The sequence below is a fragment of the Nioella nitratireducens genome, assembly GCF_001879715.1.
GTDB lineage: Bacteria > Pseudomonadota > Alphaproteobacteria > Rhodobacterales > Rhodobacteraceae > Nioella > Nioella nitratireducens.
Genome location: NZ_MNBW01000025.1, coordinates 1 through 24,319 on the forward strand (window position 1 = coordinate 1; position 24,319 = coordinate 24,319).

The following is a 24,319-nucleotide window of genomic DNA, read 5'->3' on the forward strand; positions in this document are numbered from 1 at the left end:
TGGAAAAGCCCGGTCGCCTTCGAACGGAAAGTGGCCTAAACGAGCACTTGGGGCGGCACAAAGACGTGACAGGTCCAGCTGGGTGTTGAGATGTGACAGGTCCATCCGAATATGCGAGAGATCTCCCCCAGTCCGGTTGTCATGCATCTCGCGGCGCTTCAGGTCCCGGGGGAACATGGAGGCGAACCTGAGGACGATCGGCGCGGTCTCTAGGCGGGCGACAGGTTTAGGGTTGTCAAAACGGGGATGGACGGACATGCTCGGGCTCCGGTCAGATTTCGCTGATCAAAGCCTCCACGAAGTGCGTGAAAAACCGCAGCGAAAAATCCGTGGGGATTTCCGGTCCTTTACTCACTAATGTTTTTGCGCAGTCGGGGGACCCTCGACACCACAAAAACCGTTCGCGAGGGGGATACCCCCTCGACCCCTTCTCGCGACTCGACCGGCCCGGAGGCCGATCGATCGCTGCGACCAGCAGCCTGCTGGACCCGCTCCGCCCTGTCCTTGATTTGTTTTTCCTGTTATTTTTCGGGCGGGTCCGGTGGCCCTTTTGCTCGCCGCAACGCCTCCTGCTACGCCGCAGCGCACTGGCCGGCCGGTCCGGGCGTGTCGGCTTGCCGACCCAGCCATCCTCCGCACCCAGCCCCATGGCAAGCCCGAGATACCGCCGCGGTATGGCGCCCCCCTTCCACACTACGGCGCCCCGAAGTTCCGACGGGCTGTCCCTCTTTCTGCACCCGAACATCGTCCTCGTCTATTCGCCCAGTCTGTCATTGCACGGCCGGCGTCCGGGCCTAGCAGACACCATACCCAGACCGGACTTCGCGCAGCTCGCCCGGCCGGACCCGACAATGTTCACCGGCCCACCTGACCATGTTCCCGGAAACCCTTACCTTGGCGGGGGGCAGTCAGTCGGGTCGTCCTTCGAGCGCGAGGCATCCAGCCCGAGCCCGATGAGCACCCTGATCGCTTCATTCTCCGATGCCAATCGCTTCTCGAAGCGGAAGTCCGATATCCGCTTTGCCTGATCTTCCGTCAGGTTCACCAGCTTTTTCACGGGGAATACGGTTTCTTTGCTCATGACCCACAAATAAAGCATATGCTCCATATTGACAATGGGGCATATATCGCATATGTTCGATATGCGAGCAAGGCAGGTGCTACCAACACCTGCCCGCTCTAACCGCCAGAACCTGTTTGAGGAGGCTCCGATGGCTAAACGTACGACTATCAACACTTCCCCGTTCACTGAACCCCCGCTGCGCGCAATGTTCGCGCGGTTCACGGCCCTGACCGCGTCGCTGGTCCAGCTGACCGAGACCGAGCGGGACCTCGGCGGCTATGACGGGCAGGATCCCGCCCTGTCCGCTTTCACCGGCGCAGTGTATGCGGCCCGCGCCGCCACGCTCACCCATTGCGCGGTGATCCTCGCCGGAGAGACCGCAGATGAGATGACCTACGGACTTCAGATGACGGCGAAGATGGTCAGGACCGTCCTGACGACCGACAAGCCGACTGAGGTGGCCATCATCCGGAACCTTCTCGCGATGCGCGATGAGACGGTGCTCTTCCCGCTCTATCGGCCCGACCACCCCCGCTACAACAGCCTGCTGGACCGGGCCTTCGACGCGCTCGCGGCGCATATCGCGCTGCCCGGGCCCGCGGGCGCGGCGTGCCCCGCGATGGCGGGCACGGCCTCTGTGGCGCATACCGAGATGTCGCACGCCTTCACCAGCTTGTTGGGGGCGATGGACCAGTTCGTTCGCGCCGAGCAGCCGCTTCAGCGCCCGGTGGCGGGAGACGTCCGGGCCGATCGCTTCGGCGTCGCGATGCAGGAGGCCGAGGCGGCCCTGAAGGACATGACCGCAACGCTCTATCGGGTGATGGCGGCGGATCTGACCCGCGAGGAGGACCAGGCGCTGTGGGAGATGGGCTATGCGCTGTATAACCTGATCGCCAAGGATGACGACGAGGCGCGGCTGTTCCTTTTCGAAACGCTCATCGACTACCAGTCGTATTTCATGGTGCGGGGCAGCCATGCCGTCGCGCGCCGGACGCGGGCGATGCAGGCCCGGTTCTTCCACTTGGTCACTGAGATGATGTCCCTCGAAGACCTCGGAGGCCCCGGCCCCGACGGCGATGGCGCCTGCGGGCCGTCGCTGGCGGCCTGATCGAGCCGGACCTGCGCGCCATTCCGAGGGGGCACGGCCCCCTCGCCTCTTCTTTCATGAATGACGGAGCATCCTGATGCACCAGCCCTATCTTCCTGGCATGCCCATGCCGCCCCGCCCCACCGAGAGCCGCGACGCGCGGACTGCTCTGGCCACTTATCCCGCGATGTCCACTGAGGACCTTTGTCGGTACGCAAAATTCCTGGGCGCCTCGGCTGAACTCCTCGTTGACTCGCTGTTCATGCGGCTCGGGGAACGGGCTTTTCCCATGCCCGAACATGAACGGTGTGATCGTGCGTTGATCCTCCCGAATGGCACCCCCATCCGCATCCAGGTCAAGACGCGCCACGCAGTCACCGTCAACGGCGACTATGTTTTCAACCTTCGGCAGCGCTCCGAGCGCGGCGCGACAGGGCGTGGTCCGTATGAGAGCTGCGACTTTGATATTCTTGCCATGGTTGCGTTGAGCGAGGGGGTGATGCGCTTTACGGCGGACTGGCACCTTCGTCAGGTCATCCACGCCTCCGAGGTCACTGAGCTTCGGCGGAACCCGCGCCGCAGCCTGGACGCGGCGCTGGCCCGGCTGGGCCACACGGATGCCATCCCAGGCGGCTGGGACGGAGATCTCGACCTCGCTGCCTGACCGAGCCCGGCGCTCCCCACACTTACTCACCTGTCTCACCTCTCGGCCCGCCGTTGCGGCCGACCTGTACCCTTTTCTCATCCATACTGGAGACGTCCCATGACGCAGCCCACCACCTCGACACCTACCTTCACAACGACCAACGGCACGGGCACCCCGGCTGACGGGCACGGATTCGCCTCGGCGATCCGCCAGAGCCTGATCGATGCGCATCCCGGCTGGGCAACGATTTCCGGCGTCATCACGACCTGCCCGCCTTACGCAGCGCAGGCCGCTGCGCCGGTTTCCGCAACCGCATCGCCGCGTCCAGCGAACCCTACCTCGAACCCCGCGCGTGCGGAGGAGACGGCCAATGACAGCCCCCGGACAGATCTGGACGATATCCTTGATTTCGTCGAAGCTGAAGCGGAGGCCGCTGCCGCCCTTTTGGCCGATGCCCTGCCGCCGGTTCCCAATGGCACGGACGCGACGGTCTATACCTTGCGGCCTGCGACGGCCCTTGCGGTGGCCCGACTCTGCAAGACTTTCCCCAGCCCTGCGGCGCTCTACGCGGCGCTGAGCGCGCCGGGGTCGCTGACGGTGCTTGCGGCGAACACATCCGGGCTGGATGAGACAGTCTGCAAGCTCCTCGACCACCTTCTCGCCCGCGCACGCATCTGGCCGGACGATGCGCCCCTGCCCCATGTGGTGCGTGCAGAAGAGGCGGTTCTGCCCAAGGACAGCCGCAAAAGGGACTCCGGCCTGGTCGGTCAGCTTGTGCCCACAGTCCGCACGGCGCTGGAAACGCGGCGCCCTGTGGTGGCCCTGGCGGTTGCGGCAGGGTCCCTGCCGTCGGCCCTGCGCGCATTGAAGCCGAATGTCATCACCCTTGCGCCGCTCGATCGGACTATGCTGGCGGAGATCCTGACCGACGCTTACCAGGACATGGGCGAACGGAATCCTGGCAACGCAGCAGCGATCGCCCTGCTGCCGAACGATGACCAGTGCAAGGGGCTCGGGCCGGGGGACCTGATCCTTGCCCTGCGCAGCCCCAAGATGGACGGCGGTGTTGCGGCTCTGGTCGCAGCCACGACACCCGCCGCTAACAAGGGGCCGGGGCTTACCGACTTCCCCCTGCCGCGGGAAGTGCGCGGATCCGTTGAGCAAATGATCGCTGACTTGAATGCGTGGAAGGCTGGGGAGATCCCCTGGCAAGACGTCACGCGCGGAATTCTTCTTTCTGGCCCGCCGGGGAGCGGGAAGACAGAAGTACCGCGTCTGATCGCCAAATCGGCAGGAATCACGGTAGTTTCCGGATCGATCGCCGACTGGAGCGCCGAGGGTGCCCGTGGGTCCGAAGTGATCAAAGCGATGAGGGAGTGTTTCGCGCGCGCCGCCGCCCGCGCGCCCGCGGTCCTGTTCATCGACGAGCTTGACGCCGTCGGCGACAGGGACCGCGTGGGGGACAACAACCGCAGCTGGACCGAGTATGTGGTCAGCGGCCTTCTGGCCGCCATGGACGGCTATGAAGGGCATGAGGGCGTCGCCATCATGGGCGCGACGAATCACGTGGAACGGATCGACAAAGCCGTTCGCAGGCCCGGCAGATTCGACAAGGTACTCCATCTCGGCTACCCCACGCATGATCTGATCCCGGCGGCGATCAAGTGGCAAAGCTGGCCGGATCTGGCGGATGCGGACCTGACCGGTTTTGGCAGCAAGGCCGCCGGGATGAGCGGGGCGGACATCGCGGCCTGGGTGCGGTCAGCCCGAGGGCTGGCTCGGCGCGAGAAGCGCCCGCTTTCGATCGAGCATCTGGAGACCGCCCTGAACGACCTGCGCCCGCCGGTATCGTCGGAACTTCAGTGGCAGATCGCAGTGCATGAGGTCGGCCACGCGGTCGTCGGCGCGGCGACAGGGATCGCCCGCCCGCAATCGCTTGCGATCCATGACGGCGGCGGGATGACCCGGCAATCCCTCCTGCGCCACAGTCAACGCCGCGATGAAGTGCGCGCCTCGCTCGCCATCGATTTCGGGGGGCGGGCCGCAGAGATCCTCGTGTTCGGCGAGCCGTCTGGCGGGGCTGGTGGGGACAGCACCAGCGATCTCGCCCGCGCCACGCAGACGGCGGCGGCGATGGAGCTGAGCTGGGGCCTGGGCGACGACCTTCTCTGGCTGGGAGACCCGGAGACCGTTCTTGCCCGGCTGCGCATCGAGCCGTTGCTGCGGGCGCGGGTCGAGGCGCGGCTCCGGGAAGCGCAGGCGCGGGCCACGCGGATCATTGAGGCCAACCGCGCCGTGCTCGAGGAGATGGCAGCAGCGCTCGTCCAGACCAGCCTGCTTACGGGACCCGCACTGGAGGCGCTGGTCGCAAAGGTCGTACCGGAGCTTGCGGGACCGGGGCCTGTGACTGTGGCCCCCTGCGATCAGGACGACGCCGTAAGCCCCTCGGCAGCTCAGGACGGGCGCCGGGATGCCACCCTTCTCACCCTCGCGCCGGAACAGGCCAATGCGCCGTCTGCGCCCGACCCGCGGACGGGTCAGGACCGGGCCGACAACAGCAACCGGGTACCGGACCCGGACATTAGCCAGCCCTTTGCGGCGTGAACCACGCAGCAAGCGGTGCGTCCTGTTCCGTAGGGGCTGGGCGCGCCGTTCAAGAGCCAGGCCCCTCACGCGAGACACATTATATAGACGGAGAGAATTCATGCACGAGATCGCCACTCATCAGCCTTCGATCACTCGGGTCTTCCGCGGCCAGCGGCGGTATCGCGATCCGTTCCACCGGCCCAGACCTCAGCGAACACCTCCCCCGGCGCAAAAGATCCGGTTTTGCGGTCATCATTCGGCCGCGCCCGGTGCGATCCGTTCGCGCCGCGGGCATGAGCTGGTTCGGGGATCCGGGCCGGTCCGCATCATAGCGGCCAGATCCGTCTCCCGCCGCATTGTGGGTGAGCGCTGATGTCAGTGCTGATGTCAGCGCCGAGGCTGTTTGGCCGGATGTGGTCGGGGGTCAATCCACTTTGTAGTGGGTAATCTCCATGTTTCGCTCGCCATAGGCTTCGGCGGCGTAGCGGAACGCCCCTCTATCGACTAAGTTATTCGCCAGGTGCAGAAGGCACCCTTCAGTCCATCAGCAGAACGCTCGGGGTTTCACCGAAGCGGAGGCCATCATGGCCAAGGATAACAGGATCAGAAAGAAGACGAGCGACCCGAAGCGCAGGAAGAGCGTTGCGGCTTATCGGGCATCCCATCGCAGGCACAGTGCAACGTCAGCGGATCGCAAGCGCGAGGCTGGCATGACCCGCATTTCGGTTTGGGTGCCGGCCTGGGCCGCAGACATCGTGAAGGGCTTCGCCAAGCGCCTGTGCGAGGGGCGCGTTCAGGCTGAAGGCGGGAGGATGACCGCAATCGGTGTCACCCCGACCCGGCGGCGCAAGACGCGGAAGAACCAGCCCTGCGATGACCGGCAGATGGATCTCTTCGGGCCTGGTTAAGCGGGTTCGGAGCGGTACCCAGGATTCGAGGTTGTCCACATCCGCGTTTCGGTCGGGCACAATCCGAGCGGGACGCGCGGTATCAGGATGGGGTACAGTTTTCATACGGGCCAGGTGGCCCGTGGGGCAGAAGCTCCATTCACGCTTGTTCTTGAACGCTCCCCAGAATCGGGGGCCGGAAAGGCAGGATGACTATGGATGACCAAGAAACGCGCTGCGCGGACGCAGCATGAGTCGGGCTTGGCCCGGACTGGGGAGACGGAAGACCGGGCCGGGCGCAAGGCGCGCCCGGCCCCGAAGAGAGAGGCTCAATGGCCAGAGGCGACGACGCCCGACCAGGGGTCTGTGACTGAAGCGCCGGGAACGGGAGGCTCCCTGCCCCCGCCGCACCCGGCGCTGGTGGAATTGGTGCGCTTGCTGGCACGTGCTGACGCGCGCCGCACACGGGCGGAAGAGAAGGAGAGGCGGAGATGAGAGAGAAGACAGGCCTGCGGGCGGCGATTTATGCGCGCTATTCGACCGACCTGCAGTCGGCGGCCTCGATCACCGACCGGATCCGGATCTGCCGCAGGCTCTGCAAGGACCAGGGCTGGCAGGTGGTGGAGGTGTTCGCGGACGAGGCGATCAGTGGCGCAACCCACCTGCGTCCGCAATTCCAGGCGATGCAGCACGCGGCGATGGCGGGCCGGTTCGACGTTGTCGTTGCAGAAGCGCTGGACCGGCTGAGCCGGGATCAGGAGCATATTGCTGGTCTCCACAAGCGTATGCGGTTTCTCGGGGTGGAGATGTTCACGAAGGGCGAAGGCGCGATCAGCGAGATGCACGTCGGCCTCGGCGGGACCATGTCCGCCCTGTTCCTGCGGAATCTGGCGGAGAAGACGCACCGCGGCTTGGAAGGCCGGGTGCGGCAAGGCAAATCTGGCGGGGGGATCAGCTATGGCTACCGTTTGGACCGCCAGCTGCTTCCGGACGGCACCCACACCACTGGAGACCGGCTGATCGACGAGGCTGAAGCCGCGGTCGTTCGGCGGATTTTCACGGAATATGACCGGGGGCTGAGCGCGCGGTCGATCGCCATCGGGCTGAACAAGGACGGCATCGCCCCGCCGCGCTCGGGCGGCAAGGGATCCGGGACGTGGAGCTTCTCGACGATTTCGGGGAACTGGAAGCGCGGGACGGGGATTTTGAACAACGACCTGTACCGGGGTCTGTTGGTTTGGAACCGGCAGCGGTACATCAAGGATCCGGACACCGGCAAACGCCAGGCCCGGATGAATCCCGAGGCAGACTGGATCACCGAAGAGGTCCCCCACCTGCGGATCATCGACGACGCCCTCTGGACCCGGGTCAAGCAACGCCAGGGCGCAATCCGGGACGATATCCTGAGCGAACGGGCGGAAGACCCCGGCGCGCCAAAGATCGAGCGCGGCCAACGCCCGCGCTACCTCTTGTCGGGGCTCCTGAGCTGCGGCTGCTGCGATGCGGGCTACATCATGATCAGCGCCACGCGCTATGGCTGCTCCGCCGCACGGAACCGGGGGACGTGCTCGAACAAGAAGACGATCGCGCGCAAGGATGTGGAGACCCGAATCCTGAACGGGCTGCAAAGCCGGCTGATGCACCCGGACCTGATCCGCGAGTACATCACGACCTGGCAGCAGGAGATGCAAAAGGAGCGGCAGGAGACCCTCGCGGCCCGGGGCGAGCAGGAGCGCCGCCTCGCGAAGGTGGTCAAGGAGATCGACGCCGTGGTGACGGCAATCACCGAAGGCATGTTCCATCCGAGCATGAAGGCGAAGATGGACGCGCTGGAAGCGGAACGGACGGAGCTGGAGGCAAAGCTGGCTGCCCTGCTCCAGCCGGAACCGGTGGTGGCGATCCACCCCGGTCTGGCCGAGACCTACGCCCGGAAGGTCGCGGACCTAGCGGAAGCCCTGAACGATCCAGCAGCCCGGCCAGAAGCCGCGGACCTGCTGCGCGGCCTGATCGAAAGCGTGATACTGACGCCGGACCCGGACGCGCCGAACAGGCACGTGATCGAACTTCGCGGAGAACTGGGGGCGATTTTGTCGTTGTGCGGCAATGACGTAGCCACAAAAGCCGACGCCCGCAGGGGTGCTGCGGGCGTTAGGCAAGTGACGATGGTTGCGGGGGCTCGCAACTCACGATTTCTGCGATTGGTGGAAAGCGTGGTCCCGCGGCTTGTGGCGTAGAAGGGGACACCGTGTCGTGCAATTGGGCCAACCATGCAGTTTCAACCCTGGCGACGACAAAAGGGAAAGCCGAGACATCCTGTGCACATGATCCGCACATGCAACCTGCCCAACCGCGTTAACTGGCTGCGGGATCGTCCCGATCCTCCAAAAAACCGACGCAATTCGCTGTCTTTTGACGACATTCCCATTGTCGTCCGCTCGTCCATACTAAAGCTGCGCTTAACTCGCCAGCGTCAAACCACCCCATCTCGGCCGCTGTGGACAGATCAACCAGCTTCGCGCCCCATTACATCCAGCGGCGCTCTCCGATTGCCGCGACACGCCTGAAGTCGTTTGCATGAGCTTTGTCGATCCTGAAATCCTCAAGCATTGCCGAAGGAGTTTTTTGACCAACGAACTGGGTCAGTCCGAGAACGAGTCCCGGACTGCTGTTTAAGGTCACGCGATCATGGATCAGCCGGTGCATCCTTTCGAGGTCATCTTCAGTCAATTCATCTATGCAGATGAGCCCAATGACCTCGTCATGTTACGTTAGTGCTTCGTTGAACATGCTTTTCCCCTTCTCTCCTGAGCTGCCATGCCCGTAGAGACCGGCGTTCTCGTGCGCGCGCTTCTCATGCTCGAATTCAAGGCTGGAATGGACGATGCCGAACTCTTCCTTCAACCGGTCCTTGATGACTTGCTTGATGTCTTCGATCTGCGGCCAAGCCTCGGCCTCCACAACGACATGACAATCGAGCGCAGCTTCATGCTCCTGCATCTGCCAGAGATGGACGTGGTGGACCTCGGCGACGCCTTCGGTGTTCCGCATCGCTTCGACGACGGCCTCGTTGTCTATGTCCGGCGGGCTGCCGAGCATCAGCGTTCGGATCGGACCACCGATCTCCGTGAAAGCCAGGTAGAGGATATAGAGAGCAATGCCGATTGTGATGGCCGGATCGACCCACCGCATGTCGTAGAGAATGATCAGCGACCCACCGACGATCACCGCAACGGAAGCAAGTGCGTCGGAGAGGTTGTGCAGGAAGAGCGCGCGGATGTTTACGCTGCCTTTCTGCATCGAGTAGGTCAGCAGCGCTGTCAGGGTGTCGACGGCCAGTGCGACCCCGCCCAAGATCACGACCGTCCAGCCCTGCACTTCGGGCGGGTCGATCATGCGCATGCCGCCCTCGTAGATCAGGTAGAACCCGATCAGAATCAGCGTCGTGTAGTTGATCAGAGCGGCCACGATTTCGACCCGGCCATAACCGAATGTCATGCGCTCGTCGGCCGGTCGCCGCGCGATCTTGCGCGCGGCGAAGGCGATGACCAGCGACGCCATGTCCGAGAAATTGTGAAGCGCGTCCGCGATCAGCGCGAGGCTGCCTGAAAGTATGCCGCCAACGATCTGCGCGACGGTCAGAAGCCCGTTCGCCCAGATCGCAATTGATACTCGTCGATCGCCAGAGTCGGGGTCGATATGGGCGTGGCCGTGATCATGCGGCACGGTTCGTCTCCTCGTGACGATGGTTCGGCTGGGCGAAACCGGGAAGCCGAGGCAGGTGTCCTCGCCGGATTACTCGCACCCGCCTGTTCATCCAGTGGCGGATAATGTTGCGATAGAGCCAGTCGCGCAGAATTCCGAAGTTCTGACGATGCTTCAAGTAGAAGTCGTCGGGTGTATCGAAGGTTCCGAAGTCGCTGGCGATGCCGGTCTTCTGAATGTAGGTATCGCGCCCGGTCCATTCGACCGGCGGCGCGCTCAGGCAGCTGGTGCCCGCTCCGTATCCGCAAAGGCTCTCGGACTCGCTGAACTCGCGTTGTAACGATGCCAGGAATGGCGCGTCCAGTATGAAGCCTTCCAGGTTGACCCATCCGCTCTCGGTTTCGACCTCGACCCAGGAATGAAGGATCTCTTTCGGGGCGACGGGATAGACGAGCTCCGGCACGACCCCGCGCTGGAGCGCCTTGTGGATGGTGAAACCATGCAGCCGGCAGCGGACCCCGAGCGCGCGGAGCAACGCCATGAGAAGCGTGCCCTTCGTGTTGCACTGGCCGTATCCGTCAGCCAGCACTTCGGACGCAGGTATGTCGTCAGAGCGATTGTAACCGAAAGCGATCTCGTTTCGGACGAAATCATAGGCGGCACCGATCCGGTCATGCTCGCCAAGTGCGTGCCAGCAACGGTCCGCGACCAGGTCCGCAATAGGAGCGGCTTCGAAATCCAGCAGCCGCGTGGCTGTCAGCAAGGGGTCAACGACGGGCAAGATGCATATCCTCGAATCTATTGAGGGTCTACATAGAGGCTACAGCGACTGTAGCTTCAAGCCCTGTCTGTCAAGAACTGCGGGGAGCGGCGAGAATGACCGTCGCCCCAGCCAGACAGATGACCGCTCCAATAAGATCCCATCTGTCTGGTCTTTCACCCTCCGCCCACCACATCCACCCAATCGATGCCACGATGTAAATTCCGCCATATGCGGCAAAGACTCTGCCGGCAGCAGGGGCCTCAACCTGCGAAAGCAACCAGCCGAACACGGCAAGCGAGAAAAGTCCGGGCACCAGCCAGAGTGGCGATGCGCCAAGACGCCACCACGTCCAAAATGCGAAGCAACCAGCGATCTCGGCCAACGCTGCGAGCGGAAAGGCAATCGCGGCACTCATGCGCCGATGTCGTCGTGCTCGGTCAGGCATTCCGAATGGTCCCGCAGGACCTCGAGTACCCTGCAATCCGCGGTCCGTCCGCCGCTGCACTCGTGGACCATGCGCTTCAGCTCGGTGCGAAGCGCTTTCAGGCGTGCCATGCGTTGCTCGACCTGGCGGAGTTGCCGGCGGGCGATCGCATCTGCCTCGTCGCAGGACTTTTCCGGATGGTCGCTGAGATCGAGGAGCTCGCGGATCGCGTCGAGCGAGAAACCGAGTTGCCGCGAATGACGGATGAACGATAGCCGATCAAGTTCGGCATCCCCGTAGCGGCGTTGCCCGCCCTCCGTCCGGCCCGGTTCAGGCATGAGCCCGATCTGTTCGTAGTACCGGATGGTCTGCACCTTGGTGCCGGTCTTCTTCGCCAGATTGCCGATTGTCAGCATATGTTTCCCTCAAGAGAACCTACAGACCTTGTAGGTTTGGTGGGTTGATAGCGCAAGTCCGAGACTCACAGACGCGTGACCTCCCGCCGCAGCCGGACAATCAGGCTTGAATCTACAGTAGCTAGAGGATGTAAACGCCGAAATAATCAAGAATCAATCGCAGGCAGGCCGGATTGTCCCTCGCATCGGTAAGAAAAGTTCTCTGGGTATTGGTGGGCATTGCAGCCCTCGCGCTCGGGTGGCTTCTGCTCGGGTCCGACTATCGCGCCGACAGCGCGCGATCAGAGGCAGATCCGGCTTTCGTCGCGGAGTTCGAACTGACCGATCATCAGGGCATGATACGAACCGAAGACGATTTCGCGGGGCGCTGGATGCTGATCTTCTTCGGCTTCACAAACTGTCCCGACGTCTGCCCCACCACCCTGTCAGAGGTCGCGGCCGTGATGGAGGGACTGGGCGATGACGCTGCCAAGGTGCAGCCGATTTTCATCACGATCGATCCCGAACGCGACACGCCCACGGCGCTTGCGGATTACGTTCCCCTGTTCGATGCCGGCATCATCGGACTGACCGGCACACCGGAGCAGATTGCCCAGACGTCGGAAACTTTCCCGATCTTCTTCGAACGCATCGAAGAAGCCTCTGCCCCCGACGGCTACACGATGGGGCATACGTCGCATCTGTTCCTCTTCGATCCAGACGCAGGCTTTGCCGAGTCCTGGCCCTACGGCACGTCCGCCGAAGAGATCCTTGATAATCTGAGAGAGAGGATCTGACCGACATGACCCGAATATCCGGAGAAACGGCACTGGGACTGGCATGGGTGATTGCTCTCACGGCGTCGCTAGCCGTGCTCTTCATCGGCGAGGTGCTGGGACAGACGCCCTGCCTGCTCTGCTGGTTCCAGCGAGCCTTCATGTTCCCACTGGCCGTCATTCTCGGGCTCGGCCTTTGGTGGCGCGACCCGCTCGCGGGCCGTTACGGGATCGCGCTTGCGCTCGGTGGTGGCGCTGTCGCGCTCTGGCACATGGGTCTTTACGTTGGCCTGATCCCCGAGCGCATCCAGCCCTGCACGGCCGCTGGTCCCTCCTGCACTGACGACAACCAGTTGATCTTCGGCATTCCGATCCCGCTGATGGCGCTTGCCGCTTTCGCCCTGATCGGCGCGCTGTCGGCACTCTCTCTGAAGGAAACACGAACATGAACAGACGCGGCCTGATCCTCTCCGTTCTCGCCCTCGGCGTCGCCGGTTTCGGCGGCGCGACGTGGTACGCAACACGCCCCGGTCCGGTGCCGGAGGCCGCGCCTGTCGCCCCGGAGATGGCGGAGGCTCTGATCCGGTCCTATTCGCCCGTTCTCGGTCCCGAGGATGCGCCCGTAACCATCGTCGAGTTCTTCGACCCGGCCTGTGAGGCTTGCCGCGCCTTCTATCCGGTGGTCGAAGCCATCATGGCCGAGCATGGCGATGCCGTGCGCGTGGTGATCCGCTATACGCCGTTCCACGGCGCGGCGTCCGAGGAAGCGATTCGCGTGCTCGAGGCCGCGCGCATGCAGGGCGTCTTTGAGCCGGTTCTCGAAGCGGTACTACGGGAACAGCCGAGATGGGCGTCGCATGGAGCACCCGAGCCGGGACTCATCCTGGAGATCGCCGCAACGGCGGGCCTCGATGCGGAGGCCGCGCGCACGCAGATGCTTGCGCCGGACGTGGTGGCGATCCTGAACCAGGACCGTGCCGACGTCGAGACTGTGGGCGTCCGCCAGACGCCCACGTTCTTCGTGAACGGCAAGCCGCTCGACCCGTTCGGCGAAGCCGAACTGCGAAGCCTGGTCGCGGCTGAAGTTACAGCGGCGCGAAGCTGAACCAAGAGAATGGGAAGAAGCAGGATGAGGACCTTCTTTACTACCGGCGCTCTGACAGCGCTTTTGTCGTCCGCGGGGGCTTTGACGCCGGCGCTGGCAGGATCTGAGGACGTGGTCGTCGAAGGCGCTTGGTCCCGCGCGTCCATCGGCATGAACCGCCCCGGCGCCGCCTACATGACGATCCGCAATACCGGCGATACACCGGTGACGCTGATCGGCCTTACAACACCGCTCGCGATGATGCCCGAAATCCACGAGTCGAAGACCAATGCCGATGGCGTGAGTTCCATGGCTCCGGCCGACGAGATCACCATCGCGCCGGGCGAAAGCGTGTCGCTCGAGCCGGGCGGTCTGCACGCGATGCTGATGCAGTTGCAAACGCCGATGACGGAAGGAGAATCCTATCCGTTGACGCTGCTCTTTGACGACGGAGGCGAAGTGACGGTCGAGGTGCCGATCCTTGGCATCGCTGCGCGAGGTCCGAACGACTGATGCGGCGACGGACGATCCTTGGATACGGCGCAGCGGGTGCCGGGGCGCTAGTCTTCGCGCTCTTTGTCGGCTGGTGGCAAGTCGACGGGCCTGGGGCGCCCGAACCGGTGGGCCAGCGGCCGATGGCTCTGTCCGCCATGGACTTCAGCCTGACGGATCACGAGGGAAACGAGGTCGGGCCGGAAACGCTGATCGGGCGCCCTGCGATGGTGTTCTTCGGCTTTACCTACTGTCCGGACGTCTGCCCGACCACGCTCTCGGACATTTCGGGATGGCTCGACGATTTGGGGGACGAGGCAAACGAGATGTCCGTGGCTTTCATCACTGTCGATCCCGAGCGCGACACCGTCGATGCGATGTCGGAGTATGTCGGCTATTTCCATCCGGCGATCCGCGGCTGGACCGGCGAAGATGAGGAAATCGCGAAAGCCGTCCTTGGCTTCCGCGCGAGCTACGAGCGGGTGCCGACCGAGAGTGGCGGCTACACGATGAACCACACCGCCAGCGTTTTCCTGTTCGACGCTGCGGGGCGGTTCGTCACCATGATCGACTATCACGAGCCAAGGGAATTCGCGGTGCCGAAGATTCGCCGCGCACTCGAAGAAGAAACCGAGGGGGCAACATGAGAATCAGAGCAATCGCGTCAGGTTTCGCAATGGTGGCAGCTCTGTCGGCAGGCGGTCTCGTCGTATCGGGCATCTGGTCGAAGGAACCGCCGCCCCCAAGCCTCGCCGAGGCAAGCATCTGGACACCGGACCGGCTCCAAGCTCCCCGGATCGCCGAAGTAGAATTCCCGCGATCCGTGCAGCCGCGCGCCGAAGACATGCCTGCATTCAGTGCGATGCCACTTCTACAAGTCGATGCCGCCGAGATTACATTGCCCACGATCGAACCTCCCCTTTCCACTTGGTCGCGCGAGATAGAAAGTGGTGAGACGCTCGATACAGTTCTCGCGGAGGCCGGTTTTTCGGCGACCGACCGTGCGGAAGTCGCCCTCGCTCTTGGCGCGGAATACGATTTGAGGCAGCTCCGGCCAGGTCATTCCGTCACTGTCGTCTCGACGATGGACGGCAGCCCGCGCAGCGTCGCGCTCGCCGTCGAGGACAGCGTGCGCATCGAGGCGATCTTCGGCGATGAGCTTGCCACGCAGGTCGTCACCCCGGAGTCCGAGACGGTGACGCTTGCCGGGGAAGCGGTGATCGACAGCTCACTTTTCGCTGCGCTCGACGATGCCGATATCCCCGCCCGGTTCGCGGTGGACCTGGCGCAGATGCTCGGCGGGACGGTGGATTTCCGCCGTGAGATGGCCGGCGGCGAAACGCTCCGGGTTCTCTGGCGCGAGGCGCGCGTGGGCCAGGATAGGATCGGACAACCGGAACTGGCCTTTGCTGCGCTCGAGGTCGGCGGCGCGCTCTATGAGGTCGTTTGGCCGGACAATGGCAGCGGTCAGGCCACGGTTTATATCGACGGCGCGGTTCTCCGCGTTTTCGCGCAGCCCGTGGAAGGCGCGCGACTGAGCTCCGTTTTCGGCCGCCGCACCCATCCAGTCTATGGGAACGTGCGAATGCACACCGGCGTCGATTTCGCTGCGGCGCGTGGGACCCCGGTTCAGGCCACGGCACCCGGGCGCGTCAGCTTCATCGGTTGGCGGAACGGGTACGGCCGCGTGGTTGAAATCTCGCATGGCTCGGACACCACGACGCGCTATGCGCATCTCAGCGCCGTGCCGGACGGCCTTGTGCAAGGCCAGCGCGTGGCTGCCGGAGACCTGATCGGCCGTGTGGGCGCCACCGGCACCGCGACCGGTCCGAACCTGCACTACGAGGTCCTGGTGGACGGTCGGCCGACCGATCCTCTCTCCGACGAGCGGCTCGCCGAAGCTGCCGAGCGCGAAGCGAATGACTCTGCCGCGCGGTCGATGCTCGCCGAAGCCCGCGCGCTTCTCGCTGAAAGTCTCGACCGCGAGATCGCCCTGACAGCAACCGAAAGGCTCTGACCCATGAAACGTCTGACACAAGCCCTGACCTTCGCCATCGCACTGTTTCCGGCAGCGCAGGCCCTCGCGGAGGCAACTGCCATCGATGTCCGAAAGACCAATGGATGCGGCTGCTGCCTATCCTGGATGAACCATCTCCAGGACAACGGCTTCACACCGACCGGCCAGGACATGTTCGGCGGCCTTCTCGTGCGCTTCAAGCTCGACAACGGGGTGCCGCAGCGCATGGTCTCTTGCCACACGGCGCTCGTTGACGGCTACGTGATCGAGGGCCACGTGCCGGCCGCTGACATCCGCCGCCTTCTAGACGAACAGCCCGACGCGGTCGGTCTCGCGGTTCCGGGCATGCCCTACGGTTCGCCCGGCATGGGGCCCGAGGAGGACCGCGAAGCCTACGACGTCTTTCTGATTCTCAAGGACGGCTCGACCGAAGTCTATTCGAGCTACCCGGAAGGGTAAGCCACCTGACGAATGGATCAGTTGTCCCCGATCATGCTCGGCTTTCTCGGAAGTCTGGCCGCCGGCACATTGACAGCCGTCGGAGCAGTCCCCGTGCTGTTCGGGCGGATCCCCTCACGCGGCACACGCGACCTGTCGCTCGGCTTTGCGGCTGGCGTGATGCTCGCAGCTTCGTTCTTCTCGCTGATCATTCCCGCGCTGGACGCGGCCGAACCGCGGTTCGACAACGGGGCAGCGCCCGCGGCCATCGTCTGCATCGCAATCCTTCTGGGCATGGCTACCGTTGCCCTGATGAATGAGAAGCTGCCGCACGAACACTTCAAAACAGGCCGCGAAGGTCCGGACGCCGCGTCGCTCCGGCGGGTCTGGCTCTTCATCATCGCAATCACGATCCACAACTTTCCCGAGGGTCTCGCGGTCGGGGTCGGGTTCGGTTCCAGTGGCATGGAAGGTGGCCTCCCACTCGCCATCGGTATCGGCTTGCAGAACGCACCCGAGGGTCTGGCGGTGGCGGTGTCGCTCATGGGTGAAGGATACGCGAAGCTGCGCGCCTGGGGCATTGCGGCCCTCACCGGCATGATCGAACCGATCGGCGGGTTGCTCGGGGCGGGTATCATCACGCTGTCGGAGCCGCTGCTGCCCTGGGGGCTGGCGTTCGCCGCCGGCGCGATGCTCTATGTCATCAGCCACGAAATCATCCCCGAGACCCATCGCAGCGGACATCAGAACAAGGCGACGCTCGGACTGTCGGTTGGCCTTGTCCTGATGCTGTTTCTCGATGTCTGGCTGGGGTGAGGCAGTGTTGTCAGTCGAAAGACCGCCGGTGATCGGTATGTTGGCCGCCGTCGCGGCTTTCGCGATCGATCAGGTCACAAAGGCAATCGTCGTCATGAATGCGAGCGTCCTGAGCGTTGGTGTTCCCGTGTTTCCCGGATTCAACCTCACGTTCCATCGGAACGATGGCGTGACCTTCGGACTTTTGGGCGGCGCGCCGTGGTGGAGCCTCGTGGTGCTCGCTCTTGCCGTCTGCGCCTGGCTCGTGATCATGATGATGCGAACCCGGGACGGGATCGAGGCGCTTGCCTACGGGGCGATCATCGGCGGCGCCTTCGGCAACGTGATGGACCGTCTCAGATTCCGGACCGTGACTGATTTCCTCGATTTCTACGCCGGCGCCGCGCACTGGCCAGCCTTCAACATGGCTGACGTCTTCGTGGTCGGCGGCGTCGGATTGCTTCTTGTCGCGCCGATGATCAAGCGACGGCCTAGGTCCGGTCCGTGACGCTGTTTTGGACGCTGTCCCGGGAACTGGTGATTTCCCTGCCGTCGCGCGTGATCGCGGCCATTGCAGCCGGTGGCGTTGCAGTTCTGACCCTCCCTCCGTTCTCGATCCTCCTGCTTGTCCCCCTTGCCTACACCACCCTCCTTGTCCTCCTCCGGCATCTCCCGGTCGCCAAGGCAGCACTTGTCGGCTGGGCGTTCGGTCTCGGGCAGTTCGGTTTCGGACTCTCATGGATCGTGGAGAGTTTCTACGTAGATGCCGAGCGGTTCGGTGCGATGGCGATACCCGCCGTCGCGGGACTGTCCGCCGGACTAGCCATGTTTCCGGCCGCAGCGGCAGCGCTCTTCGCGGGCGTCGCACGGCGCCGTGCGATCGGAGGCGTAACGGCCTGTCTCGTGTTCGCTACCTGCTGGACGGCGGCAGAGTGGCTACGAGGGCATGTGCTCACGGGCTTCCCCTGGAACCTCGCCGGCTATGCCCTCGTCGACTACGCGGCCTTGCGGCAACCGGCCGCGTGGGTCGGAAGCTTTGGGTTGAGCTTTCTCGTAATTCTCGTCGGCTCTCTTCCGGCGCCGGCCCTTTTGGCGGAGGTGCGCCCGCGCTGGAGCATCAGCCTGCTCGGCGTTGGAATCGTTGTGGCGACCTGGTCCGCAGGCGTGGCGCGGCTCCAGCTCGAGCCGTCAAGCCCGCCGGGGCTCGATTTGAGGATCGTTCAGGGCAACGTTCCCCAGCAGGAAAAGTGGGCGCTCGAAAGCCGGGAGCCGACGCTCACGCGCTATCTCGACCTCTCGACTCGTCCCGGCTCCGTCGACATCCTGCTCTGGCCGGAAACCGCCTTCCCGGGCTTTCTCGATGAGAACGCCGAGGCGCGCTCGCGCATCGCTGCCGCCATTCCGGATGAGGGCTTGCTTCTGACCGGAGTGCCGGATCGCGTTTCGACGGACGAAGGCACGCGCTTCTTCAACACTGTTCAGGCCTATGATCAGACCGGCCGGAGCCTGACCGGCTACGCCAAGCACCACCTTGTCCCCTTCGGCGAATACGTGCCGTTCAGGGGCTGGCTGCCGGTCGAACGTCTGACTGCGGGCTTAGGGGACTTCACGCCCGGCCCGGGTCCGCGCACGCTGGCACTTCCCGGTGCCCCACTGGTTGCCGTGGCCATCTGCTACGAGATCATTTTTCCAGGCCATCTCGTTGACGACCTGTTCCGGCCGGACTGGATATTCAACGCGACCAACGATGCGTGGTTCGGAACCAGAATCGGGCCGGAGCAGCACCTCGCCTCTGCACGCATGCGCGCCGTCGAAGAAGGGCTTCCCGTCGTCCGGGCCGCAAACACAGGGATCTCCGCGATCATCGACGCAAACGGTGACCTCGTCGCGCGGCTCGACACCGGAGAAACCGGTGTCATCGATGCGGCTCTGCCCTTCGCTCATCCGCCAACGCTTTATGCGCGCTTCGGCGACTGGATGCTGCTTGTGCTCGTGGTCTCCTGTTGGGCTACAGCAGCGGCTGGACGTCTTCGGAAGGCCACAAGTTTGAGAAAGCGGGATACCTGATGCTGGTGATCATGGGAATTGTCGGGGGAGCGATCTGGGGTGGCTTCTTGGCCAGACGAAGGAAGGGAAACCGACTGGACATTCTTCAGTATGCTGCAGCCTCGGCGATTGCCTTCGGCCTGGTCGGGCTACTCGCTACGATCCTGGTCTCGCGTCTTCTAGGCTAACCGATCCGCTCGGAACTCAGGTCGCATTGGAAGATTGACACTCGGTGAGAGCGCGTCGGACCTCACGGCAAAACGTCTATGTCCGATCGAGCTTTCGTTCGAACGCTTCCAGTGTCTCATGGCTCACGTGATGCTCGATCCCCTCGGCATCGCGTTCCGCGGTTTCCTCATCGATCCCAAGGCTCAGGAGGAACGCGACCACGATCCTGTGTCGCCGTCGACACGCCTCGGCCAATGCCTGCCCTTCATCGGTTAGGAACACCGCTCGATAGCGTTCTCGGCGAACGAGGCCCGCGCTCCTTAGCCGTGAAATGTTCTTCGTGACCGTCGGTGGCTTCACACCGAGACGCTCGGCGATATCGACCGGTCGGGCCTCTCCGCGGGTCTCGATCAGCTCCGCGATCAATTCCACGTAGTCCTCTGCCATCTCGCTTTCATGCGCTTGCCGCACGATCGCAAAGCCTTCCGCCTGCGCCTCCGGCGCGCGTTCCACAGGTTCAAAGGTCTCGCGTACTTGTGATTGCGGCTTGGTCATTTCGCAAGTCTGCCCTGAGACACAAGGATTGACAACTTGTTTGCTTCGGGTAGATAAATTAGCCACGGCTAACTTTTGTATTGGAGGTCATCGTGATCCGGAAGCTGCTTGGGTTCGTGATTTTCTCTCTGGCCGGCGCGATGGTCTCGTTCGGGCCGGCCATCGCGACACCTGCAAGAGAAGCCCCATGGCTTCCGGACGCGGCAGCCTATCGTCTGACGTTGTTTCTCGGAAATCTGGAGCCGCTACCCTGGGACGACGTCGAAGCCGCCTGGTCCGAACCTTACCGAAACTCAGAGTTTTCCGCGGACGCGCTGACCTGGTTGGGTGAGAAAAGCGACATCGAAACCGGGCCATTACTGGACGCAATGGCGCGACGGGATCGACAGTCCCTCTTCGCCGCCGCGACGAGGTTGATGGCTCTCAGGATCGAGGAAGAGCTGGGCCGCGCACTGGACGTTGACGACCCGGCACGTGCGCAGCAAGCCGTGAGAACCGCCGGCGAACTCTACCGCGCCTTCGCTGACGGCGTCGCCGCCGCCGATCCTGAGGCATCACGCCGGATCGGCCTTGCCTGGCTGGAACTTAACAGTAGCACAGGGTCCGCCGGTGTTCTCGGAGCAGGCACCACACCACCAGACCGCGAAACGATGGTCACGGCACGAGCGGTGATCTCTGATTATCTCGCGGAGAACTATCTTGTGGACAACTTCGCTCCGAGGCAGGAGCTCAGCCCGCTGCCTGAGACGGCTTTGCTCAGCGGACACGACATCGAGGTGCCACCGAGCCTACCGCCGGGGTCCGACATTTTCGACCAGGATCCCCTGCCTCTGCTCGTCCTCAATTTCGAGGCGCAGGGCATCGATGAAACCGACCTGCCGCTTGTCGCTTACGGCGACATGCTGTTCGATAGCGCGCAAATCTTCGGCAGCCCGGCGCGCGACCTCGGGATCGCCTGTTCAACCTGTCACAACCGCTCGGACGTGAACCAGCGTCTGTTCATTCCCGGCGCCAGCCATCAGCCCGGCGCAATCGACGTGGACGGCGCCTTCTTCAACCCGATCTTCAACGACCGGCGCGACGACCCGCTCGACATCCCGAGCCTGCGCGGCCTGCGCTTCACCGGGCCTTATGGCCGCGATGGTCGGTTTGCTTCACTGCGCGACTTCACCCGCAACGTGATCGTCAACGAATTCGGCGGCGACGAACCCACGCCCTTCATGCTCGACGCGCTCCTGGCCTATATGCTGGAGTTCGACTTCCTGCCGAATTCGATGCTGACTGCGGATGGCAGGCTGACCGATGCGGCATCGGGCGCCGCGCGGCGCGGCGAAGAGATATTCAATCGGCCATTCGTAGGGCTAGGCGACCGCTCCTGCGCCAGCTGTCACGTGCCGGACGGCAACTTCCTCGACCGTCAGGCGCATGACATCTGGTCCGCCAGTCCGGCCTACGAGGGTGCGCGCGCAGGCGCCTTCGACACGCCGACCTTGCTTGGGACGGCCTACACCGCGCCATACTTCCATGACGGATCGCTGCCGACCCTCGCCGCTGTCGTGGACTGGTTCGACGAGACGAAATCGCTCGATCTCACTGATGCCGAGCGCTCAGACCTTACCGCATACCTCGAAGCGGTGGGCTCGGCTGATGAGCCTTATGAGACTTTCGATGCAGAGAACACGTCCTTCCGCCTCGCCTTCTCTGAATTGACGACCTTCGCTTCGACAATCGATACGCTGCTGCCCCGGCGGGACGCAGAGCACATCCTGCTCCTGACCGATACGGTCGCGGCGGACCTCTCGGCCGATGCCAGCACGATGTCCAACCTTGCCGGTCGGCCAGAGGTCTATGCACTTGCCGAGCGATTGGCCCAGGTCGGTGCCGCCGTGCGCGCCGGAGACTGGGAGACGGCAGAGGCACACTGGACCGCGTTCAGGGATGCGGCCGACACAATCGAAGAAAGGGCGTTCTGATGTGGATCCGTCTGAGCCGCAGAAAGACGCTGATCCTGTCCGTCGCGGGCGCCGTGTCCCTGGGAACACGGCTTGCAGCACAGGAAGAAGGCTTGCGCCTCGCCTTCATTCCCCAGGAAAACCCCGAAAAACTGCTCGGCGACATCGCGGCCATCACCGGGTGGCTGGCGGATCAGATCGGCGTACCGGTCGAGGGTTTCGTCACCATCGACCATGCCGCGGCCGTCGAGGCGCTGCGGAACGGTGACGCCGACATCTCGTTCATGGGCGCGCTCCCCTTCGTGCTGGCCGAGGCCGAGATTGGCGCAGTGCCTCTGCTGTCCGAAGTCTATCGCGGCGCGCCCAATTACACCGCGCGGATCTTCGTGCGCCGCGACAGCGGGATCGAAACACTTGCTGATCTCGGGGGCAAGGATATCGCTTTTGCGGACCCGATCTCGGAATCGGGCTATCTCTATCCTCTGGCCGAGTTCGTCGAGGCCGGATTGGTTGCCGGGCCCGGCGACGCGGACGCCTTTTTCGGTCGCATCTTCTTCGCGGGCGGATATCAGCAGGCGATGCAGGCGATGGCCGAGGGCCTTGTCGATGCCGCCGGCGCGAGCCAGTACGCCGACCTCCTTCTCACCCCGCAGCAGCAGGCCGAGGTCATCTGGATCGCCGAGAGCGAACCAATCCCCAGCCACGTGGTGATCGCGCAACCGGGACTGGACGCAGACCTCCGGTCGCGGTTCGTCGATGCGATGATGCGCCTCAACGAAGCCGGCAACCGCGACCTGCTGCGCTACCTCTACGGACCCGATGGCTATGTCCAAGCAGACCCCGCTGCCTATGACGGGGTGCGCGACATGGCCCGCCGCTACGGGCTCCTCGAGTGAGCGCCGCGGCGCAAATAGGCGATCTGAGCTTCGTCCATCAGGGCGCCGGACTACCGGCATTGGACCATGTGTCGCTCATGGTGCCTGCAGGCGAAAGCACCGCGCTGCTCGGACCCTCGGGCGCAGGGAAAACGACGCTACTGGCCTTGCTCGACGGGCGGCTTCGTGGCTGGCGCGGTCGGGTCTCGGTCCTCGGTGCGCCGCTCGATCCCGATCATCCACCGCCGCGCGCTGGCCGGCCTGAAGTCGGCTTTATCTTTCAGGAATTCGCGCTGGTCGAACGCTCTTCGGTACTGCGAAACGTTCTGAACGGACGCCTTGGCCGCATGTCGCCCGTGCGCGCGGCCCTCGGGTCTCCCTTGCCACGCGACCTGGAGGTGGCGCGCGCCGCACTCGCTGATTGCGGCATCGCCGATCTGGCCGAGCGTAGGGTCGACAGCCTCAGCGGTGGGCAGCGGCAGCGTGTGGCCATCGCCCGATGCCTCGCCCAGGAGCCGCGCCTGATCCTTGCCGACGAGCCCGTTAGCAATCTCGATCCCGCCCGCGCCGCAGAAATCCTGACGCTGCTGACCGGTGCTGCGCGCGCGCGTGGCGCGACCGTGCTGTTCTCCTCGCACCAGCCCGACCTCGCGCGGCGTTTCGCCGATCGCATCGTGGGCATGCGCGATGGCCGGATCGCCTTCGACGTGGCTGTCGGAGACTTGAGCGATGTCGCGACCGCGGACCTCTATCGCGAAACGACGGCCCTGCCGGCCATCGGTTTGCGGGCGGTGACCTGATGCGGTCGCGCGGGTTTGGCGGTTTCGCGGCCGGGGCTTTGGTCGCGGGTGCAGTTCTCTGGTCGTTCGCCACGACCGATGTCGACCTGTCGCGCCTCCTGTCCGCCGGGCCCCGGATCGCGGATTTCCTCGGCCGGATGGTCCCGCCCGATCCGACCGTTATGAACGAGATTTTGAAGGGCAGCGCGGAAACGCTGCGCATCGCGATCCTGGGGTCTCTGGGCGCGGTCCTCCTGTCGGTGCCACTGGGGATACTTGCATCCGAGACGATGGTTTCGCCAGTGCTCTACCGACCCGTCCGGACGCTCCTCGCTTTTATCCGGGCCATCCCGCTGATTCTGGTGGCGATGCTCATGGTGGGCGCGGTGGGCCTGGGTCCCCTCCCCGGCATCATCGCGGTCGCCTTCCATGCCACCGGCATGCTCGCGAAGTTCTACGCCGAAGCGATCGACGGCGTCTCCCGCGCGCCGATCGCCGCGCTGGAAAGCGCCGGTGCCGGGCCGCTGGCGCGGCTCCGCTACGCGATCTGGCCGCAGATGGCGCCGGTCGTCGCCCGCGACACCATCTTCCGGTTCGAACTGAACCTGCGCGAGTCGCTGATCCTGGGCATCGTCGGCGCGGGCGGTATCGGGTTCTACATCCAGACCTATGTGCGCTCGTTCCAGTACGACAAGGCAGCAAGCATGACACTGGCCGTGATCGCGATGGTGATCGCCATCGAAGCCATCAACGTGGCTCTTCGCCGCCGGTTTGCCTGAAGCGATCGAC

The 24,319-nt window shown here is 64.1% G+C and carries 27 protein-coding genes; 19 read left to right on the forward strand and 8 right to left on the reverse strand.

Annotated features, from left to right (window positions below; translation table 11 throughout):
- Together BKY27_RS20415 and BKY27_RS17385 are read right to left on the reverse strand one after the other, a co-directional pair.
- Nucleotides 1-258, reverse strand: a 258-nt coding sequence (locus tag BKY27_RS20415; protein WP_233491879.1) for a hypothetical protein, incomplete at its 3' end; no start/stop codon positions are given.
- Between the two features lie 631 nt (nt 259-889).
- Entirely contained in the window at nt 890-1,081 is a 192-nt protein-coding gene (locus tag BKY27_RS17385; protein WP_071675794.1) for a hypothetical protein, read from the reverse strand.
- A gap of 130 nt (nt 1,082-1,211) precedes the next feature.
- Here BKY27_RS17385 and BKY27_RS17390 point away from each other — a divergent pair, with 130 nt between their 5' ends.
- The 5 genes from BKY27_RS17390 to BKY27_RS17415 all read left to right on the forward strand — a co-directional run bounded on the left by BKY27_RS17390 (nt 1,212) and on the right by BKY27_RS17415 (nt 8,503).
- Nucleotides 1,212-2,171 (forward strand): hypothetical protein, encoded by a 960-nt coding sequence (locus BKY27_RS17390; protein WP_146636290.1) that lies wholly within the window; start codon nt 1,212-1,214, stop codon nt 2,169-2,171.
- 76 nt (nt 2,172-2,247) lie between these two features.
- The gene (locus tag BKY27_RS17395) at nt 2,248-2,814 is read left to right on the forward strand and encodes a PDDEXK-like family protein (protein WP_071675760.1); all 567 of its coding nucleotides are present in this window, start codon (nt 2,248-2,250) and stop codon (nt 2,812-2,814) included.
- A 99-nt stretch (nt 2,815-2,913) separates the two neighbouring features.
- A complete protein-coding gene (locus BKY27_RS17400) occupies nt 2,914-5,400 on the forward strand; it encodes an AAA family ATPase (protein ID WP_071675761.1) in 2,487 nt (828 codons plus the stop codon).
- A gap of 566 nt (nt 5,401-5,966) precedes the next feature.
- Nucleotides 5,967-6,290 (forward strand): hypothetical protein, encoded by a 324-nt coding sequence (locus BKY27_RS17405; RefSeq protein WP_071675762.1) that lies wholly within the window; start codon nt 5,967-5,969, stop codon nt 6,288-6,290.
- 470 nt (nt 6,291-6,760) lie between these two features.
- Nucleotides 6,761-8,503, forward strand: coding sequence for a recombinase family protein (locus BKY27_RS17415; RefSeq protein WP_233491880.1), 1,743 nt, complete (start codon nt 6,761-6,763; stop codon nt 8,501-8,503).
- 289 nt (nt 8,504-8,792) lie between these two features.
- On the opposite strand, the gene BKY27_RS17420 is transcribed toward BKY27_RS17415, so the two are convergent.
- The 5 genes from BKY27_RS17420 to BKY27_RS17440 all read right to left on the reverse strand — a co-directional run bounded on the left by BKY27_RS17420 (nt 8,793) and on the right by BKY27_RS17440 (nt 11,574).
- Nucleotides 8,793-9,020: a SpoIIAA family protein gene (locus BKY27_RS17420; RefSeq protein WP_324610020.1), complete on the reverse strand. Its 228-nt coding sequence runs from the start codon at nt 9,018-9,020 to the stop codon at nt 8,793-8,795.
- A gap of 12 nt (nt 9,021-9,032) precedes the next feature.
- Complete coding sequence (locus BKY27_RS17425) at nt 9,033-9,992, reverse strand: cation diffusion facilitator family transporter (protein WP_071675765.1); 960 nt, start codon at nt 9,990-9,992, stop codon at nt 9,033-9,035.
- Nucleotides 9,982-10,752, reverse strand: a complete 771-nt coding sequence (locus tag BKY27_RS17430; RefSeq protein ID WP_071675766.1) for a transglutaminase-like domain-containing protein — start codon at nt 10,750-10,752, stop codon at nt 9,982-9,984. The genes BKY27_RS17425 and BKY27_RS17430 overlap by 11 nt, the downstream gene beginning before the upstream one ends.
- Nucleotides 10,753-10,822: 70 nt before the next feature.
- Nucleotides 10,823-11,149 (reverse strand): YnfA family protein, encoded by a 327-nt coding sequence (locus tag BKY27_RS17435; protein ID WP_071675767.1) that lies wholly within the window; start codon nt 11,147-11,149, stop codon nt 10,823-10,825.
- Nucleotides 11,146-11,574: a MerR family transcriptional regulator gene (locus tag BKY27_RS17440; RefSeq protein WP_071675768.1), complete on the reverse strand. Its 429-nt coding sequence runs from the start codon at nt 11,572-11,574 to the stop codon at nt 11,146-11,148. The genes BKY27_RS17435 and BKY27_RS17440 overlap by 4 nt, the downstream gene beginning before the upstream one ends.
- Before the next feature lie 209 nt (nt 11,575-11,783).
- Between BKY27_RS17440 and BKY27_RS17445 the strand changes: the two genes are divergently transcribed.
- The 10 genes from BKY27_RS17445 to lnt are packed head-to-tail and all read left to right on the forward strand — an operon-like array spanning nt 11,784 to nt 19,222.
- Nucleotides 11,784-12,350, forward strand: coding sequence for an SCO family protein (locus BKY27_RS17445; RefSeq protein ID WP_071675769.1), 567 nt, complete (start codon nt 11,784-11,786; stop codon nt 12,348-12,350).
- A gap of 5 nt (nt 12,351-12,355) precedes the next feature.
- Complete coding sequence (locus tag BKY27_RS17450; RefSeq protein ID WP_071675770.1) at nt 12,356-12,778, forward strand: disulfide bond formation protein B; 423 nt, start codon at nt 12,356-12,358, stop codon at nt 12,776-12,778.
- Nucleotides 12,775-13,434, forward strand: coding sequence for a DsbA family protein (locus tag BKY27_RS17455; protein WP_071675771.1), 660 nt, complete (start codon nt 12,775-12,777; stop codon nt 13,432-13,434). The genes BKY27_RS17450 and BKY27_RS17455 overlap by 4 nt, the downstream gene beginning before the upstream one ends.
- 24 nt (nt 13,435-13,458) lie before the next feature.
- Entirely contained in the window at nt 13,459-13,926 is a 468-nt protein-coding gene (locus BKY27_RS17460; protein WP_071675772.1) for a copper chaperone PCu(A)C, read from the forward strand.
- Nucleotides 13,926-14,552, forward strand: coding sequence for an SCO family protein (locus BKY27_RS17465; protein ID WP_071675773.1), 627 nt, complete (start codon nt 13,926-13,928; stop codon nt 14,550-14,552). The genes BKY27_RS17460 and BKY27_RS17465 overlap by 1 nt, the downstream gene beginning before the upstream one ends.
- The gene (locus BKY27_RS17470; RefSeq protein ID WP_071675774.1) at nt 14,549-15,922 is read left to right on the forward strand and encodes a M23 family metallopeptidase; all 1,374 of its coding nucleotides are present in this window, start codon (nt 14,549-14,551) and stop codon (nt 15,920-15,922) included. Before BKY27_RS17465 ends, BKY27_RS17470 begins: the two co-directional genes overlap by 4 nt.
- Nucleotides 15,923-15,925: 3 nt before the next feature.
- Nucleotides 15,926-16,381: a DUF411 domain-containing protein gene (locus BKY27_RS17475; protein ID WP_071675775.1), complete on the forward strand. Its 456-nt coding sequence runs from the start codon at nt 15,926-15,928 to the stop codon at nt 16,379-16,381.
- A 12-nt stretch (nt 16,382-16,393) separates the two neighbouring features.
- The gene (locus tag BKY27_RS17480) at nt 16,394-17,176 is read left to right on the forward strand and encodes a ZIP family metal transporter (protein ID WP_071675776.1); all 783 of its coding nucleotides are present in this window, start codon (nt 16,394-16,396) and stop codon (nt 17,174-17,176) included.
- A gap of 28 nt (nt 17,177-17,204) precedes the next feature.
- Nucleotides 17,205-17,663, forward strand: coding sequence for a signal peptidase II (lspA, locus tag BKY27_RS17485; protein WP_233491883.1), 459 nt, complete (start codon nt 17,205-17,207; stop codon nt 17,661-17,663).
- A 2-nt stretch (nt 17,664-17,665) separates the two neighbouring features.
- Nucleotides 17,666-19,222, forward strand: a complete 1,557-nt coding sequence (gene lnt, locus BKY27_RS17490; RefSeq protein ID WP_407668424.1) for an apolipoprotein N-acyltransferase — start codon at nt 17,666-17,668, stop codon at nt 19,220-19,222.
- 243 nt (nt 19,223-19,465) lie between these two features.
- Here lnt and mntR read toward each other — a convergent pair whose 3' ends face one another.
- Entirely contained in the window at nt 19,466-19,924 is a 459-nt protein-coding gene (gene mntR / locus BKY27_RS17495; RefSeq protein WP_071675778.1) for a manganese-binding transcriptional regulator MntR, read from the reverse strand.
- A 92-nt stretch (nt 19,925-20,016) separates the two neighbouring features.
- Here mntR and BKY27_RS17500 point away from each other — a divergent pair, with 92 nt between their 5' ends.
- Genes BKY27_RS17500 through phnE form a run of 4 tightly spaced genes read left to right on the forward strand, consistent with a single transcriptional unit; the run spans nt 20,017 to nt 24,309 of the window.
- Entirely contained in the window at nt 20,017-21,897 is a 1,881-nt protein-coding gene (locus tag BKY27_RS17500; RefSeq protein ID WP_071675797.1) for a cytochrome C, read from the forward strand.
- A complete protein-coding gene (locus tag BKY27_RS17505) occupies nt 21,897-22,772 on the forward strand; it encodes a phosphate/phosphite/phosphonate ABC transporter substrate-binding protein (protein WP_071675779.1) in 876 nt (291 codons plus the stop codon). The genes BKY27_RS17500 and BKY27_RS17505 overlap by 1 nt, the downstream gene beginning before the upstream one ends.
- Nucleotides 22,769-23,551, forward strand: coding sequence for a phosphonate ABC transporter ATP-binding protein (locus BKY27_RS17510; RefSeq protein ID WP_071675780.1), 783 nt, complete (start codon nt 22,769-22,771; stop codon nt 23,549-23,551). The genes BKY27_RS17505 and BKY27_RS17510 overlap by 4 nt, the downstream gene beginning before the upstream one ends.
- The gene (phnE, locus tag BKY27_RS17515; protein ID WP_071675781.1) at nt 23,551-24,309 is read left to right on the forward strand and encodes a phosphonate ABC transporter, permease protein PhnE; all 759 of its coding nucleotides are present in this window, start codon (nt 23,551-23,553) and stop codon (nt 24,307-24,309) included. Before BKY27_RS17510 ends, phnE begins: the two co-directional genes overlap by 1 nt.
- Nucleotides 24,310-24,319: the final 10 nt, after the last annotated feature.

Bases quoted from the DNA above. Each gene is read 5' to 3' on its own strand.
- BKY27_RS17470 (WP_071675774.1), top strand. From the start codon at position 14,549: ATGAGAATCAGAGCAATCGCGTCAGGTTTCGCAATGGTGGCAGCTCTG.
- BKY27_RS17465 (WP_071675773.1), top strand. From the start codon at position 13,926: ATGCGGCGACGGACGATCCTTGGATACGGCGCAGCGGGTGCCGGGGCG.
- BKY27_RS17440 (WP_071675768.1), bottom strand. From the start codon at position 11,574: ATGCTGACAATCGGCAATCTGGCGAAGAAGACCGGCACCAAGGTGCAG.
- BKY27_RS17455 (WP_071675771.1), top strand. From the start codon at position 12,775: ATGAACAGACGCGGCCTGATCCTCTCCGTTCTCGCCCTCGGCGTCGCC.
- BKY27_RS17400 (WP_071675761.1), top strand. From the start codon at position 2,914: ATGACGCAGCCCACCACCTCGACACCTACCTTCACAACGACCAACGGC.
- BKY27_RS17390 (WP_146636290.1), top strand. From the start codon at position 1,212: ATGGCTAAACGTACGACTATCAACACTTCCCCGTTCACTGAACCCCCG.
- BKY27_RS17450 (WP_071675770.1), top strand. From the start codon at position 12,356: ATGACCCGAATATCCGGAGAAACGGCACTGGGACTGGCATGGGTGATT.
- BKY27_RS17480 (WP_071675776.1), top strand. From the start codon at position 16,394: ATGGATCAGTTGTCCCCGATCATGCTCGGCTTTCTCGGAAGTCTGGCC.
- BKY27_RS17435 (WP_071675767.1), bottom strand. From the start codon at position 11,149: ATGAGTGCCGCGATTGCCTTTCCGCTCGCAGCGTTGGCCGAGATCGCT.
- BKY27_RS17460 (WP_071675772.1), top strand. From the start codon at position 13,459: ATGAGGACCTTCTTTACTACCGGCGCTCTGACAGCGCTTTTGTCGTCC.
- BKY27_RS17395 (WP_071675760.1), top strand. From the start codon at position 2,248: ATGCACCAGCCCTATCTTCCTGGCATGCCCATGCCGCCCCGCCCCACC.
- BKY27_RS17405 (WP_071675762.1), top strand. From the start codon at position 5,967: ATGGCCAAGGATAACAGGATCAGAAAGAAGACGAGCGACCCGAAGCGC.
- BKY27_RS17475 (WP_071675775.1), top strand. From the start codon at position 15,926: ATGAAACGTCTGACACAAGCCCTGACCTTCGCCATCGCACTGTTTCCG.
- mntR (WP_071675778.1), bottom strand. From the start codon at position 19,924: ATGACCAAGCCGCAATCACAAGTACGCGAGACCTTTGAACCTGTGGAA.
- phnE (WP_071675781.1), top strand. From the start codon at position 23,551: ATGCGGTCGCGCGGGTTTGGCGGTTTCGCGGCCGGGGCTTTGGTCGCG.
- BKY27_RS17385 (WP_071675794.1), bottom strand. From the start codon at position 1,081: ATGAGCAAAGAAACCGTATTCCCCGTGAAAAAGCTGGTGAACCTGACG.
- BKY27_RS17415 (WP_233491880.1), top strand. From the start codon at position 6,761: ATGAGAGAGAAGACAGGCCTGCGGGCGGCGATTTATGCGCGCTATTCG.
- BKY27_RS17505 (WP_071675779.1), top strand. From the start codon at position 21,897: ATGTGGATCCGTCTGAGCCGCAGAAAGACGCTGATCCTGTCCGTCGCG.